This window comes from Rhodococcus ruber NBRC 15591 (genome assembly GCF_001894945.1).
Classification (GTDB): Bacteria; Actinomycetota; Actinomycetes; order Mycobacteriales; family Mycobacteriaceae; genus Rhodococcus; species Rhodococcus ruber.
Map to the genome: position 1 here is coordinate 1 of NZ_BCXE01000012.1, position 14,749 is coordinate 14,749.

The following is a 14,749-nucleotide window of genomic DNA, read 5'->3' on the forward strand; positions in this document are numbered from 1 at the left end:
AAGAAGACCACGGCGGCCAAGAAGGCACCGGCCCGCAAGGCCGCCGCCAAGAAGTAGCAGTTCCGGCACGGCGCGGGTCCGGAAGACCGTCGCCGAGAAGGGGCGCCGCCGAGAGCGGCGCTACCGCCCGGGTCCCGTCCGTTCGGCGGCCATCGGGGGAGATCTCCCCCGATGGCCGCCGACGTGCGTTCAGGCGGCGCCGGGGGGCAGTGGGCTGTCGATGTGGTCCACTGCGACGAGCCGGTCGCCGGCCAGCGACAGGACCCAGGTGCTGCCCTTCCGGTTACGCGTGTTCGGCGCGACCACCCCGTCGTGCTCGGCCCACCATCGCACGAGGTCCGGAATCACCTTGCCCTGGCTGCAGATCACCGGCACGCCACCGCGCTGGGCGAGCTCGAGTGCCCGCTTGCGTCCGAGTTGCGGATCGGCGCCGTATTCCTCCTCCGTCAGGGAGGGCTCGACGGCGACCTCGACCCCGAGCCGGTCCGCGAGCGGTTGCACCGTCTGCACACAGCGCGCCCGGTCCGCGGCGACCACGCTGTCGGCGCCGAACGCGAGCAGTTGAGGCACGAGGGCCTGGGCCTGGGCGCGGCCCGCCGCGTCGAGGGGCCGGTCCCGATCGTCGCCGCGGTGGTTCTTGCGGCTGCCGGCCTTCGCGTGCCGCACGATCAGCACCGTCGCCGTGTCCGGCGGCAGGGCCTGGAAGCGCCGCAGCACCGTATGGTCCATCGGGTACGACAGGGCCGCGTAGGCGTCGTCGGGTGCGAGCCAGCGCAGTTCGTCGACCTCGTCGTTCGGGACGAACCGGCCGCTGCATGCCGCGGCGGCCCAGTAGTCCACTCGCTTGAGCTTCCGGTGACCCGGAACCGGGTAGGTGACCTTGCCGAGAGACCGGCCGAGGCGCGCGGAAATCCCGGTCTCCTCCTCGATCTCGCGTACGGCGGCGACGACGGGAGTCTCGCCGGGATCGAGCTTGCCCTTGGGGAAGGACCAGTCGTCGTAGCGCGGCCGGTGCACGACGGCGATCTCGATACGGTTCCGGGCGGTCGGGTTCCTTCGCCACAGGACGGCCCCGGCGGCGAAGATGTTGGCTCGCATTGCGTTGTCGGAAACGGGGGACACCGACATCCTTCCGATCAGGAGCTGCGGCTGCGCATGAGCTCTTCTTGGTGGTCGCGGGCGGCGGTTCCCGGTGCCGGCGACGCGAGCCAGGTGCCGTCGGCCCGCAACGTCCAGCACCGGGTCGCCGGATCGAGCGCCGACTCGAAGATCGAGTCGAGTTGCGCAGCCAGCCGGGGATCCTTCACCTGGGCCATCACCTCCACCCGGCGGTCGAGGTTGCGATGCATCATGTCTGCGCTGCCGATCCAGATCTCGTCGGCCGCCCGGAAATGCAGGACGCGCGAATGCTCCAGGAATCTTCCGAGAATGGATCGCACCGTGATGTTCTCACTGAGCCCCGGCACTCCGGGCTTGAGCGCGCAGATGCCGCGCACGACGATCTCGACCGGTACCCCGGCGCGGGAGGCACGGTACAGCGCGTCGATGACCTGTTCGTCGACGAGCGCATTGGCCTTCAGGCGGATCCCGGCGTCGCGTCCGGCCTGGTGGTGCTCGATCTCGGTGTCGATCCGTTCGATGATGCCCGACCGCACGCCGTGCGGGGCGACGAGCAGGTTGCGGTACTTCGCCTTCCGCGAGTACCCGGTGAGAGTGTTGAACAGGTCGGTCAGGTCCGCGCCGATCTCCGGTGCCGCGGTGAGCAGACCGACATCCTCGTACAGACGCGCAGTCTTCGGGTTGTAGTTGCCGGTGCCGATGTGGCAGTAGCGGCGGATGAGCGAGCCCTCGCGGCGGACCACGAGGCACGTCTTGCAGTGGGTCTTGAGACCCACCAGGCCGTACACCACGTGCACGCCGGCCTGCTCCAGCTTGCGGGCCCACTTGATGTTCGCCTGTTCGTCGAAGCGTGCCTTGATCTCCACCAGCGCCACCACCTGCTTGCCGGCCTCCGCCGCGGCGATCAACGCGTTGACGATGGGGGAGTCGCCCGAGGTGCGGTAGAGGGTCTGCTTGATGGCGAGCACCTGGCTGTCGGCTGCGGCCTGCTCGATGAACCGCTGCACGCTGGTGGAGAAGGAATCGTAGGGGTGGTGCACCAGCACGTCGCCCTCGCGCAGCGTCGAGAACACGCTCTTGGGGGTCTCGCGCTCGCCGAAAGCGGGGTGGGTGGCCGGCACGAACGGCCGGTCCTTCAGATCGGGCCGGTCGACGTCGTGCACCTGCCACAGACTCGACAGGTCCAGCAGTCCCGGCAGCTGCACCACGTCGGCGGGATCGACGTCCAACTCGCGCAGCAACAGTTCGAGCATGTGCTCGGTCATGTCGTCGGCGACCTCGAGGCGCACCGGGGAACCGAAACGGCGACGGGCGAGTTCCCGCTCGAGTGCCTGCAGGAGGTCCTCGTCGCGGTCCTCCTCGACCTCGAAGTCGGCGTTGCGGGTGACCCGGAAGGCGTGGTGCTCGACGATCTCCATCCCCGGGAACAGCACGTCGAGGTGTGCCGCGATGAGTTCTTCGAGCGGAAGGAATGCGTCGATCTCGTCCGGTGAGCCGTCCCGCCGGACCCGCACGAAGCGATCGACGTTGTCGGGCACCTTGACCCGAGCGAAGTGCTCGCCGGCGGACTGGCGATCCTTCACGGTGACAGCGAGGTTGAGGCTCAGCCCGCTGATGTACGGGAACGGGTGCGCCGGATCGACCGCGAGCGGGGTCAGAACCGGGAACACCTGCTCGGCGAAGTGAGCGGTCAGGCGCTGCTTCTCGTCGTCCGCCAGATCGTCCCACCGGATGATCGAAATGCCTTCGGCAGTCAGAGCGGGCAGGACCGAGTCGAGGAAGACGAGGGCGTGGCGGCGCGCGATCTCCTGGGTGCTGCGCGCGATGAGCGCGAGTTGCGCTCGTGGCGACAGCCCGTCGGCGGAGCGGACCGACAAGCCGGTCTCGGCGCGACGCTTGAGGCCGGCGACGCGCACCATGTAGAACTCGTCGAGATTCGAAGCGAAGATGGCGAGGAACTTGGCGCGTTCGAGCAGCGGCAGCGACGTGTCCTCGGCCAGCGCGAGCACCCGCGCGTTGAAGTCGAGCCAGCTCAGTTCGCGGTTGAGGTAGCGGTCCGGGGGCAGACCGTCGGCGACGGCCTGCAGCGTCGTGGCGGCGGGCGGGGCGCTCGGCGCCGAGGCCGAACGGGTAGCGGTCGCACCGTCGAGGCCGCCTCCTCCGTCGCCGGATGCCCCGGCGAACCCGGGAGGGTCGGTGTCGATGCGCTGGTCCGTGGAATCGCCGTGTTTCACACGTCGATCATCCCTCAGTTTCGGAACGGCGGACAATCCGTCGGCGTCCGTCACCCGAAGTCGGGATGACGAACAGGCATCGGCCATCCGATCCGTCCGAGCGCCGACGCCGTCGCGGGCCCGACGCCCTGCACCGTCGCGGCCTCGAGGTCGGCGACGGTGTCGACGTCGAGCCGCAGCCCGGGCCAGTCCCCGGGTAGGGGGCGGGCGCCCGCCCGCACGTGACGGTGCGCCGAATCGGGACCGAACAGCGGGACGAGGGGTCCGGGCGTGCAGTGCAGCAGCGCCGAGGTGCCGGTGCCGGTGTGGTCCACGACGACCGCCCGGCCGGCCTCGCGTGCCGCGGACAGCGCCGCGGACAACTCGGCGGGCCGCAGCGCCGGCAGGTCCGCGTGCAGCGCGATCAGATCCACGCCCGGCTCGCGGCAGCGCACCCGGTGGGCGGCGGCGGCGAGCGCTGCGTTCAGTGGATCGACGGAGGCGGGATCGACGGAGGCGGGATCGACGGGGGCGGGATCGACGGATGCGCCGGCCGTGCAAGCCGCCGGGGGATCGGCGAGTGTGTGCGCGCCCGCGCCGAGGGCGAGCGCGGCGACGTCGGCGTCGGTGGTGATGACGGTGACGGCGAGCCCCTCGACCGCCAGCGCCGCGTGCAGGGTGTCGGCGAGCATCGCGAGCACCAGGGCGGCTCGGTCGCCGGGGTCGAGGACGTGCGCGAGCCGCGACTTCGCCAGGCCGAGGGCCTTGACGGGAATCAGCGCGTGCGCGGTGGTCATGGTCGTCGATTCTGCCAGTCGGCGGCGACGGCGGTCGCGGGCGCGGGCGGTGGGCGATACTGGAGCAGCCGCGGCGCTGGTCTGCGGACGGGATCGGACACGAGTAAGGGGACTGCGTGAGCAAGGCTGCGGTGTTGGGAGCGGGGTCGTGGGGGACGGCCTTCGCCAAGGTGCTGGCGGAGGCCGGAACGGACGTGACGATCTGGGCGCGGCGTGCGGAGGTGGCCGAGGCCATCGCCACCCGGCACGAGAACCCGGACTACCTGCCCGGCGTCGAACTGCCCGCCACGGTGCGCGCCACCGCGGATCATCGCGTCGCTCTCGACGGAGTGGACTTCCTCGTCCTCGCGGTGCCGTCGCAGACGTTGCGCGCGAATCTCGGGGCGTGGCGCGACGACATCGGTCCCGACGCGACCCTGTTGAGCCTGGCGAAGGGTATCGAGAGCGGCACCCTCATGCGGATGAGCCAGGTGATCGCTCAGGTGACCGGCGCCGAGCACGACCGCATCGCGGTGCTGTCCGGACCGAATCTCGCCCGTGAGATCGCCGATCGGCAGCCCGCCGCCACGGTGATCGCATGCTCCGACTCCACTCGCGCTCTCGAGATTCAAAGAGCATGTGCCACTGGTTATTTCAGGCCGTATACGAATACGGACGTGATCGGCTGCGAGATCGGTGGCGCGTGCAAGAACGTCATCGCCCTCGCGTGCGGCATGGCGGCCGGGGTCGGACTCGGTGACAACACCGTCGCCTCCATCATCACTCGCGGCCTGGCCGAGATCACGCGGCTGGGAACTGCCCTCGGCGCCAAGCCGGCCACGCTGGCCGGACTCGCCGGCGTGGGCGACCTCGTGGCCACGTGCACCTCGCCCCTGTCGCGCAACCGGTCGTTCGGCGAGCGGCTGGGACGGGGAGGGACACTCGAGAGTGCGCAGGAGGCCACCCACGGCCAGGTGGCCGAGGGGGTCAAGTCGTGCACCTCCGTCCGGGCGCTGGCGGCCAGTTACGACGTGGAGATGCCGCTCACCGACGCCGTGCACCGCGTCTGCTACGAGGGCATGTCGGTGCCCGAGGCGATCGGACTGCTCCTCGGCCGTCGAGTCAAGCCGGAGTGAGGGCGTGCCGGGGGACTCGACGCGTTGCGTGAAAGCTGTTGCCGCCGAACATGTGCCGGGGGAGCCGCTGCAACCCGGCCCGGTTCTCGCGGCCCCCTACCAGCTCGGGGCGGAGGGCACCGAAACCGACACCTACGCCCGCGCCTCCCATCCGGGCTGGCGGGCCCTCGAATCCGCGCTGGCCGCGCTCGAGGGCGCGGCGGCAGCCCGGGTCGTCGGATCCGGAATGTCGGCGGTCACCGTCGCGCTGCGGTCGCTGAGCCGGGGCGGCGGCACCGTCGTCGTCCCCGCCGACGGGTACTACCAGGTGCGGGCCTACGCGCGCGAATGCCTCGAACCCCTCGGCATCACGGTTCACGAACTCACCTGCGCCCAGTTCGGCGACGGAGGTCTACGCGCGGTCCTCGCCGGTGCCGGTGCGGGCGCGCTCGTGCTCGCCGAGACCCCGTCCAACCCGGGACTGGACGTCGTCGACCTGCGCGCCACCGCGGCACTGTGCCGGACCGCAGGCGCCCTGCTCGTGGTGGACAACACCACCGCCACCCCGCTGGGGCAGCAGCCACTCGCGCTGGGCGCGGACGTCGTCGTCGCCAGCGGCACGAAATCGCTCAGCGGGCACAGCGATCTGCTGATGGGGTACCTCGCCGTGGCCGACGGCGCACTCGTGCCACCCCTCGACCGCGAGCGCCTGCTCTCCGGCACCGTCCTCGGTCCGTTCGAGACGTGGCTGGCACACCGCAGCCTGGGCACCGCCGGGTTGCGCTTCGACCGGCAGTGCGCCAACGCGCTCGCCGTGGCCACGATGCTGCGTGAGCATCCCGCGGTCGGTGGCGTCCGATACCCCGGTCTGGACGACGATCCCGCGCACCCCGTCGCCGCGGCGCAGATGCGCCGGTTCGGGCCGCTGGTGACGTTCCGGCTCGACGACGAGCAGCAGTTCCACCGGTTCGTCGCGGTGAGCGAGCTCGTCACCGCCGCGACCAGTTTCGGGGGCATCCACACCACCGCGGACCGGCGTGCCCGCTGGGGTGATCCCGTACCGCCCGGCTTCGTGCGGTTGTCCTGCGGGATCGAGGACACCGCCGACCTGCTCGACGATCTCGACCGTGCGCTCGCCCGGCGCTGAGCAGGACTCGGATACCGGCCGGGCGGGCGGCACCGGTACGGTTTGTGCCGTGAGCACACCCCGAATCCGGGTGGCCGTCGTCTTCGGTGGCCGCAGCAACGAGCACTCCGTCTCCTGCGTTTCGGCAGGCAGCATCCTGCGCCACCTCGACCCGCAACGCTACGAGGCCGTCCCGATCGGTATCACCACCGACGGCGCCTGGGTGCTCGCCGACTCGGACCCGGAACGGCTCGCCAAGGCGGGCCGCGAACTGCCGACCGTCGACGCGGACGGTTCGGCGCTGGTGCTCACCGCCGATCCCACCCGGGCCGGTGACATCGTCGCCCTCGCCGAGGGCGAGTTCGGCAAGGTCCTCGCCTCCGTCGACGTCGTGTTCCCCGTGCTGCACGGCGCCTATGGCGAGGACGGCACCATCCAGGGGCTGCTCGAACTCGCCGGCGTCCCGTACGTGGGACCGGGCGTCCTCGCCAGCGCCGCCGGGATGGACAAGGAGTTCACCAAGAAGTTGCTGGCCGCGGAGGGTCTGCCCGTCGGATTCCAGGTCGTGCTGCGGCCCGGCACCGCGACCGTCACCGAGCAGCAGAAGCAGCGTCTCGGCCTCCCCGTGTTCGTCAAGCCCGCCCGCGGCGGATCCTCCATCGGGATCAGCCGTGTCGCCGACTGGGCGGCGCTCGATGCGGCGATCGACAAGGCTCGCCGGCACGACCCGAAGGTGATCGTCGAATCCGCGATCGTCGGCCGCGAGGTCGAATGCGGTGTACTGGAGTTCCCCGACGGCGACGTGCGCGCCAGCGTCGTCGCCGAGATCCGGATGCCCGACCCGTCCGGCGATCACGAGGCGTTCTACGACTTCGACACCAAGTACCTCGACGACGTGTGCGAGTTCGACGTGCCCGCCAAGCTCGACGACGACGTCTCCGACCGGATCCGGGACCTCGCGGTCCGCGCCTTCCGCGCCCTCGACTGCCAGGGCCTGTCCCGGGTCGACTTCTTCGTCACGGAGGACGGGCCGGTGATCAACGAGATCAACACCATGCCCGGGTTCACGTCGATCTCGATGTACCCGCGCATGTGGGAGGCCAGCGGCCTCGAGTACCGCACGTTGCTCTCCACCCTGGTCGACACCGCCCTGGCCCGGGGGACCGGGCTGCGCTGAGCCGTCCGGACGCGGACTAGTCTGGAGGCCATGACTGCCGTGACCCCTGACTCATCTGCGACCGTTTCCGGGGACGTCCGGGCGACCGGCGCCGGGGACACCCGCGAGGCCGTGCACGCCGCGGCCCGTCGCGCCCGCGTCGCCTCCCGCCGGCTCGCCCTGCTCACCACCGCGCAGAAGGACGCCGCCCTGCACGCCGCGGCGGACGCCGTGCTCGCCGCGTCCGACGCGGTGCTCGCTGCCAACGCCGAGGACATCGAGACCGCCCGCGCGGCAGGCACCGAGGAATCCCTCCTCGACCGGCTCCGTCTCACCCAGGCCCGGGTCGAGGGCATTGCGGCGGGGTTGCGCCAGGTCGCGGGGCTGCCCGACCCGATCGGCGAGGTCGTCCGCGGCTCGACCCTGCCCAACGGCCTCGAGATCCGGCAGATGCGGGTGCCGCTCGGCGTCGTCGGGATGGTGTACGAGGCCCGGCCGAACGTGACCGTCGACGCCTTCGGGCTGGCCCTCAAGTCCGGCAACGCGGCCCTGCTGCGCGGGTCGTCGTCCGCCGCCCGTTCCAACGCGGCGCTCGTCGAGGCCCTGCGCGGCGCCCTCGCCACGCAGGAACTGCCGGAGGACGCCGTGCAACTGCTGCCGAGCGCGGACCGATCCTCGGTCACGCACCTCATCCAGGCCCGCGGACTCGTCGACGTCGTCATCCCTCGTGGCGGCGCCGGCCTGATCTCCGCCGTCGTCCGCGACGCCACCGTGCCCACCATCGAGACGGGCGTGGGCAACTGCCACGTGTACGTGCATGCGTCGGCCGATCCGGAGATGGCCGAGAAGATCGTGGTCAACGCCAAGACCCGCCGGCCCAGCGTGTGCAACACCGCCGAGACGATCCTGGTGGACAAGGCCGTCGCCGACGACGTCGTGCCCCGGCTGCTGCAGGTACTGCGCAGCCACGGCGTCACCGTGCACGGCGACCTGCCCGGCCTCGAACCGGCCACCGAATCGGACTGGGCCGACGAGTACCTGAGCCTCGACGTCGCGCTCGCCGTCGTCGACGACCTGGACGCGGCCGTCGCGCACATCGACCGGTACGGCACCGGGCACACCGAGGCCATCGTCACCTCCGACCTCGCCGCGGCCCGTGAGTTCTCCGCGCGGGTCGATGCCGCAGCCGTCATGGTCAACGCTTCGACGGCGTTCACCGACGGCGAGCAGTTCGGGTTCGGCGCCGAGATCGGCATCTCCACCCAGAAGCTGCACGCCCGCGGCCCGATGGGACTGCCGGAACTCACCTCCACCAAGTGGGTGGTCTGGGGCGACGGCCACACCCGGCCGGCCTGAGGTCGGCCCGACGGCGTCGACGAGACCCCGCACCCCGACCGGCCTGCCCCGACGAAAGGACACAGCGTGGACCGTGCGCTGCCGACCACCCCGCCGATCTTCGCCGACGTCGACGAGGTGATCGACCGCCTCGCCGAGACGGGATACCTCGCCGACAAGGCCACCGCCACCGCGGTGTTCCTCGCCGATCGCCTCGGCAAGCCGCTGCTCATCGAAGGCCCCGCCGGGGTGGGCAAGACCGAGCTGGCCCGGGCGGTGGCGCAGACCTCCGGCGCCGAGCTGGTGCGGCTGCAGTGCTACGAGGGGGTCGACGAGTCGCGGGCGCTCTACGAGTGGAACCACGCCAAGCAGATCCTGCGGATCCAGGCCGGTACCGACCACTCCTGGGACGCGACCAAGCAGGATGTGTTCTCCGAGGAATTCCTTCTGCCGCGCCCGCTGCTGACGGCCATCCGCCGGGAGGACCCGACGGTGCTGCTCGTCGACGAGGTCGACAAGGCCGACGTGGAGATCGAGGGTCTGCTGCTCGAGGTGCTCAGCGACTTCGCGGTCACCGTGCCCGAACTCGGCACCATCAGCGCCACCCGCAAGCCCTTCACCGTGCTCACCTCGAACGCGACCCGCGAGTTGTCCGAGGCCCTCAAGCGACGCTGCCTGTTCCTGCATCTCGACTTTCCCGATGCCGACCTCGAGCGCCGCATCCTGGCGAGCCGGGTTCCGGAGCTGCCGGAGGCGGTCGCCGAGCAGCTCGTCCGCACGGTCCGGGTGCTGCGCGGCATGCAGCTCAAGAAGCTGCCGTCGGTGGCGGAGACGATCGACTGGGGCCGCACACTGCTCGCCCTGGGCCTGGACACCCTCGACGACGCGGCGGTCCGGGCCACGCTCGGCGTGATCCTCAAACACCAGTCCGATCAGCTGCGGGCCGCGGCCGAGCTGCGGTTGAACTGACATGGCCGGGGCACGCCCGCCGCTGCGGGACCACGGGCCGTCGGCGCCGCACGGGCTGCCCGGCCACCTCGTCGGGTTCGTCGAGGCGCTGCGCCGCCGCGGCATCCCCGTAGGACCGTCGGAGACCGTCGACGCCGGCCGGGTCATCTCGGTGCTCGACCTGCTCGACCGCGACGCCCTGCGCGAGGGGCTGGCGTGCGCTCTGCTGCGCCGGCCCACCCATCGGCCGACCTTCGACGCCCTGTTCGACCTGTGGTTCCCGGCAGCGGTGGGACGCCGCGAGGCCGGCGGGATCGATCCGACGCTGCCACGCACCCCGGACGGCGAGATCGATTTCGAGGCGCTGCGGGACCTGATCGCCGAGATGCTCGCCGACGACTCCGCCGAGGCGTTCGAGCTCGTCGAGTTGCTGACCGCGCAGATCGTCGAGGAACTGGGCCAGTACACCTCGGGTGACAAGTCGTCGTTCTCGGCGTACCAGGCCCTGCGCCAGGTCTCGCCCGAGACACTGGTGTCGAAGATCCTCGAGGGACTGCTCGGCAATGCCGGTCCCGAGGAGCGGGCTCAGGACACCGAGTACGCCACCGAGGTGGCCCGCCGCACGGCAGCGCGCCGGGTGGCGGACTTCCGGGCGATGGTCGAACGCGAGACGCGGCGCCGCACCGCCGAACAGGTCGGACGCGACCGCGTCGCCACGTACGGGGTGCCCAGACTGGCCGAGGAGGTCGACTTCCTGCGAGCCACCGACGCCGAGCTCACCGCGCTGCGCCGCAGCGTCACCCCGCTGGCGCGGCTGCTCGCGAGCCGGCTCGCCGCGCGCCGGCGACGGGCCCGCGCGGGGGCGATCGACCTGCGCCGGACCCTGCGCAAGTCGATGTCCACCGGCGGAGTGCCCATCGACCTCGTCAATCGCAAGCCACGCCCCGCCCGTCCGGAGCTCGTGGTGCTGTGCGACGTCTCCGGATCGGTCGCCGGCTTCTCCCACTTCACGCTGCTGCTCGTGCACGCCTTGCGCGAGCAGTTCTCCCGCGTCCGGGTGTTCGCGTTCATCGACAGCACCGACGAGGTCACTCACCACTTCTCCGCCGGCGCGGATCTCGGGGTCGCCATGTCGCGGATGCTGCGTGAGGCCGAGCTGATCGCCTACGACGGCCACTCCGACTACGGTCACGCGCTCGGCGTGTTCACCGAGCGGTACGCGCACAGCCTCACCAGCCGCAGCTCACTGCTCGTGCTCGGCGACGCACGGACCAACTATCGCGATCCCAACCTCGCCGCGCTCGAACACCTGGTGGCCGTTGCCCGGCACGCCCACTGGCTCAATCCGGAACCACGCGGCCAATGGGGAGCCGGAGATTCGGCGGCCGAGGTGTACCGCGAGGTGATCACGATGCACGAGTGCCGGTCCGCACAGCAGCTCGCGCAGGTGGTGGCGGCCCTGCTGCCGGTGTGAACCCGTAAGCTGGACCATCGTGCACGAGCCATCCGTCCCGAATTCCCCGCCGCGCCGGCGCGTCGGTGTCATGGGCGGAACCTTCGACCCCATCCACCACGGGCATCTCGTCGCAGCCAGCGAAGTAGCCGACCGGTACGATCTCGACGAGGTCGTGTTCGTGCCCACCGGACATCCCTGGCAGAAGTCGGGACACGATGTCAGCACGGCAGAGGACCGCTATCTGATGACGGTCATCGCGACCGCCTCGAATCCGCAGTTCTCCGTCAGCCGGGTCGACATCGAACGCGAGAAGGCCACCTACACCGTGGACACACTGCGCGACCTGCGTGCCCTGATGCCCGACGCCCAGTTGTACTTCATCACCGGCGCCGACGCGATGGCATCGATCCTGTCGTGGCAGGACTGGGCCGAGCTGTTCGAGCTGGCCCGGTTCGTGGGGGTGTCGCGTCCGGGCTACGACCTGCACGTCGAGCACCTCGCCGAGCATCTCGCGAAGCTGCCGTCCGACACCGTCGGTCTCGTCGAGATACCTGCGCTGGCCATCTCGTCGACCGACTGCCGGACGCGGGTGCGTGAGCACAGACCCATCTGGTACCTGGTGCCCGACGGGGTGGTGCAGTACATCAGCAAGCGCAACCTGTATCGGCCCGCGAACTCGCGGCGCCCCGACGGCACGACGACCGTGTCTCATCCCCACCCCGAGTCCTGTCCCCACCCCGAGAGGAAGACCCCGCAGTGACGGCAACTGCAGAAGCCATCGAGATGGCACGCATCGCGGCCCGCGCGGCCGACGAGAAACTGGCCACCGACGTGGTGGTGCTCGACGTGTCCGAGCAACTGGTCATCACCGACTGCTTCGTGATCGCGTCCGCGGCCAACGAGCGCCAGGTCAACGCGATCGTCGACAACGTCGAGGAGAAACTGCGGCTCGCCGGGCACAAGCCCGTGCGGCGCGAAGGCACCCGCGAGGGTCGTTGGACGCTGCTGGACTACGTCGACGTGGTGGTGCACATCCAGCACGACGACGAACGCAACTTCTACGCACTCGACCGGTTGTGGAAGGACTGCCCGGTGATCACCGTCGACGGCATCGGCGCGCCCGCGCCGTCGGGTGACACCGGCGCGCCCGCGCCGACCGGTGACACCGGCGCCGGTGCAGCGGCAGGCGGCACCACTCCCGTCCCGGACGACGCACCGGGGGACCGGTGACCCACGCGGTACCGGTCCGGCGGCTGATCCTGGTACGCCACGGCCAGACCGAATACAACGCCACCAGTCGCATGCAGGGGCAGCTCGACACCGAGCTGTCCGCGCTGGGGCGGCGGCAGGCCGTGGCCGCGGCCAGGGTCCTCGTCGAGCACAGTCCCGTGGCCATCGTCTCGTCCGATCTGCGGCGCGCCTACGACACCGCCGTCGAACTCGGTGACCAGGCCGGGCTGCCGGTGGAAATCGATCCGAGGCTGCGCGAGACCCATCTCGGCCGGTGGCAGGGCCTGACCCATCACGACGTGGACGCGGTGTCCCCGGGGGCCCGCGCGGCGTGGCGGGCCGACGCCACCTGGGCACCCCCCGAGGGTGAGAGCCGGGTCGACGTGGCGCGGCGCAGCGCCCCGGTGATCCAGGAACTGCTCGACAAGCACGAGCAGTGGGTGCATCGGCCGATCATCGTCGTCGCGCACGGCGGACTGATCGCGGCACTCACGGCCGCCCTGCTCGATCTTCCGGTCGACCGGTGGCCGGTCCTCGGCGGACTCGGCAACACCGGCTGGGTCCAGCTCAGCGGATACGGTGACCGGCCCGCGTGGCGCCTCGACGTGTGGAACGCGACGGCGACGGTGGCGGCCGATGACGTCCTCTGAGCCACGGCCGACGGCCGGTCCGCGCCGGCCGACGCTGCTGGTGATCGGGGACTCCCTCAGCTACTACGGCCCGAAGGGCGGGCTCCCGGCGGACCATCCGCGAATCTGGCCGAACATCGTGGCGCGCGAACTCGACTGGGACGTGGAGCTCGTCGCACGGATCGGGTGGACGACCCGCGACGCGTGGTGGGCCATGACCCAGGATCCGCGCGTGTGGGCGACGATCCCGCGGGCCGGTGCCGTCGTGCTGGCCGTCGGGGGCATGGACACCCTGCCGTCCCCGCTGCCGACGGCGCTGCGCGAAACACTGCGTTACGTACGCCCACCGCGGTTACGCCGCGTCGTACGGGAGACCTACGGGTGGCTGCAGCCCCGGCTGTCCCCGCTCGGCTGGCCGGTGGCCCTGCCGCCGCGGGTCAGTGTGGACTACCTCGAGACCATCCGCGAGTCGCTGGCGTACATGCGGCCGGACCTTCCGGTGATCGCCACGCTGCCGTCGGTACACCGCAGCGCGCAGTACCGCGCGGTGCACCGCGGTCGTCCCGCCGCAGCCCGGGCCATCAACCGGTGGGCGTCCGAGAAGTCGGTTCCGCTGGTCGATCTCGGCGAGGCCGTGCACGCGGACATCCACTCCGGGGACGCGAATCCGGACGGCATCCACTGGGGTTGGAACGGGCACAGCGAAGTTGCCGCCGCGGTGGCCGAGGCGGTACGGATGGTGCACCGGGATGCGCGCGTCGCCGCGGAGAACATACGGTAGGCGGCGTGTCTGTAGTAGTGGTGACCGATTCGTCGTGCTGTCTCGACCCGGAACTGGTGGAGCGCTACGACATCCGTGTCGTGCCGCTGCACGTGATCGCGGACGGTGTCGAGTTGCGCGAGGGCGTGGACGACCTGCCCGCCGACCTCTCCGGCGTCACGACCTCCGGTCCCTCCCCGGCGGAACTGACGGAAGCGTACGCCGAGGCGCTGTCCGACAGCGGCGGCGACGGGGTGGTGGCCGTGCACCTGTCCCGTGAACTGTCGGGTACCTGGTCGGCTGCCCGCTATGCCGCCGATGCCCTCGGCGACCGGGTGCAACTGGTCGACAGTCGAACCACCGCAATGGGTCTGGGATTCGCTGCTCTGGCGGCGGCGGAAGCCGCCCGGTCCGGTGCGGATGTGCGGGCGGTGTACGAACGGGCGGTGGAGGTCGCCGCCCACAGCCGGACACTGCTGGTGGTCGACCGGCTCGACCACCTGCGCCGCGGCGGCCGCATCGGTACCGCCACAGCGCTGCTCGGCACCGCTCTGGCGATGAAACCCGTGCTGCACCTCGTCGACGGCCGGCTGGTGCTGCGGGAGAAGACCCGCACCATGACCAAGGCGATGACGAAACTCGTCGACGGCGTCGTCGACACCGCGGAGCCGGTGACCGCGGTGGCCGTGCACCACCGCGAGGCCCCCGAACGCGCCGAGCGGCTCGCCGCGGAACTCGCCGGCCGGCTGCCCGCCGGGACGCCGCTGTCGGTGTCGGAACTCGACGCGGTCCTCGGCGCCCACGTCGGTCCCGGCGCCGTCGGGGTGGTCGTCTCCCGAGCGTAGGAGTTGTCCACAGGCGGACGGTTCATCCACAGATTCGACGA

The 14,749-nt window shown here is 71.1% G+C and carries 14 protein-coding genes; 11 read left to right on the plus strand and 3 right to left on the minus strand.

What is annotated here, in order from left to right; all coding sequences use genetic code 11:
• Positions 1-189: 189 nt before the first annotated feature.
• Genes RR3_RS07815 through cofC form a run of 3 tightly spaced genes read right to left on the minus strand, consistent with a single transcriptional unit; the run spans position 190 to position 4,129 of the window.
• Entirely contained in the window at positions 190-1,128 is a 939-nt protein-coding gene (locus tag RR3_RS07815; protein WP_010594219.1) for an NUDIX hydrolase, read from the minus strand.
• An 8-nt stretch (positions 1,129-1,136) separates the two neighbouring features.
• Positions 1,137-3,353, minus strand: a complete 2,217-nt coding sequence (locus tag RR3_RS07820) for an RNA degradosome polyphosphate kinase (protein ID WP_017680309.1) — start codon at positions 3,351-3,353, stop codon at positions 1,137-1,139.
• Between the two features lie 50 nt (positions 3,354-3,403).
• Positions 3,404-4,129: a 2-phospho-L-lactate guanylyltransferase gene (gene cofC, locus RR3_RS07825; protein ID WP_017680310.1), complete on the minus strand. Its 726-nt coding sequence runs from the start codon at positions 4,127-4,129 to the stop codon at positions 3,404-3,406.
• 116 nt (positions 4,130-4,245) lie between these two features.
• Here cofC and RR3_RS07830 point away from each other — a divergent pair, with 116 nt between their 5' ends.
• The 11 genes from RR3_RS07830 (at position 4,246) to RR3_RS07880 (ending at position 14,708) form a co-directional block, all read left to right on the plus strand.
• The gene (locus tag RR3_RS07830; RefSeq protein WP_010594222.1) at positions 4,246-5,244 is read left to right on the plus strand and encodes an NAD(P)H-dependent glycerol-3-phosphate dehydrogenase; all 999 of its coding nucleotides are present in this window, start codon (positions 4,246-4,248) and stop codon (positions 5,242-5,244) included.
• A 4-nt stretch (positions 5,245-5,248) separates the two neighbouring features.
• Complete coding sequence (locus RR3_RS07835) at positions 5,249-6,370, plus strand: cystathionine gamma-lyase (RefSeq protein WP_026137647.1); 1,122 nt, start codon at positions 5,249-5,251, stop codon at positions 6,368-6,370.
• Positions 6,371-6,419: 49 nt separating this feature from the next.
• Positions 6,420-7,526, plus strand: a complete 1,107-nt coding sequence (locus RR3_RS07840) for a D-alanine--D-alanine ligase family protein (RefSeq protein ID WP_026137648.1) — start codon at positions 6,420-6,422, stop codon at positions 7,524-7,526.
• A gap of 30 nt (positions 7,527-7,556) precedes the next feature.
• Positions 7,557-8,861 (plus strand): glutamate-5-semialdehyde dehydrogenase, encoded by a 1,305-nt coding sequence (locus tag RR3_RS07845; RefSeq protein WP_010594225.1) that lies wholly within the window; start codon positions 7,557-7,559, stop codon positions 8,859-8,861.
• Between the two features lie 66 nt (positions 8,862-8,927).
• The gene (locus RR3_RS07850) at positions 8,928-9,809 is read left to right on the plus strand and encodes an AAA family ATPase (protein WP_003937011.1); all 882 of its coding nucleotides are present in this window, start codon (positions 8,928-8,930) and stop codon (positions 9,807-9,809) included.
• Position 9,810: 1 nt separating this feature from the next.
• Complete coding sequence (locus RR3_RS07855; protein ID WP_017680311.1) at positions 9,811-11,262, plus strand: vWA domain-containing protein; 1,452 nt, start codon at positions 9,811-9,813, stop codon at positions 11,260-11,262.
• A gap of 19 nt (positions 11,263-11,281) precedes the next feature.
• Positions 11,282-12,004: a nicotinate-nucleotide adenylyltransferase gene (gene nadD / locus RR3_RS07860; protein ID WP_228287198.1), complete on the plus strand. Its 723-nt coding sequence runs from the start codon at positions 11,282-11,284 to the stop codon at positions 12,002-12,004.
• Positions 12,001-12,474 carry a ribosome silencing factor gene (gene rsfS, locus RR3_RS07865; protein ID WP_040275153.1) on the plus strand — a complete coding sequence of 158 codons (474 nt, stop codon included), beginning with the start codon at positions 12,001-12,003 and terminating at the stop codon, positions 12,472-12,474. Before nadD ends, rsfS begins: the two co-directional genes overlap by 4 nt.
• Complete coding sequence (locus tag RR3_RS07870) at positions 12,471-13,124, plus strand: histidine phosphatase family protein (RefSeq protein ID WP_010594229.1); 654 nt, start codon at positions 12,471-12,473, stop codon at positions 13,122-13,124. Before rsfS ends, RR3_RS07870 begins: the two co-directional genes overlap by 4 nt.
• Positions 13,111-13,884: a diglucosylglycerate octanoyltransferase gene (gene octT / locus RR3_RS07875; protein WP_026137649.1), complete on the plus strand. Its 774-nt coding sequence runs from the start codon at positions 13,111-13,113 to the stop codon at positions 13,882-13,884. The genes RR3_RS07870 and octT overlap by 14 nt, the downstream gene beginning before the upstream one ends.
• A 5-nt stretch (positions 13,885-13,889) precedes the next feature.
• The gene (locus RR3_RS07880) at positions 13,890-14,708 is read left to right on the plus strand and encodes a DegV family protein (RefSeq protein ID WP_026137650.1); all 819 of its coding nucleotides are present in this window, start codon (positions 13,890-13,892) and stop codon (positions 14,706-14,708) included.
• The last annotated feature ends 41 nt before the right edge of the window (positions 14,709-14,749 follow it).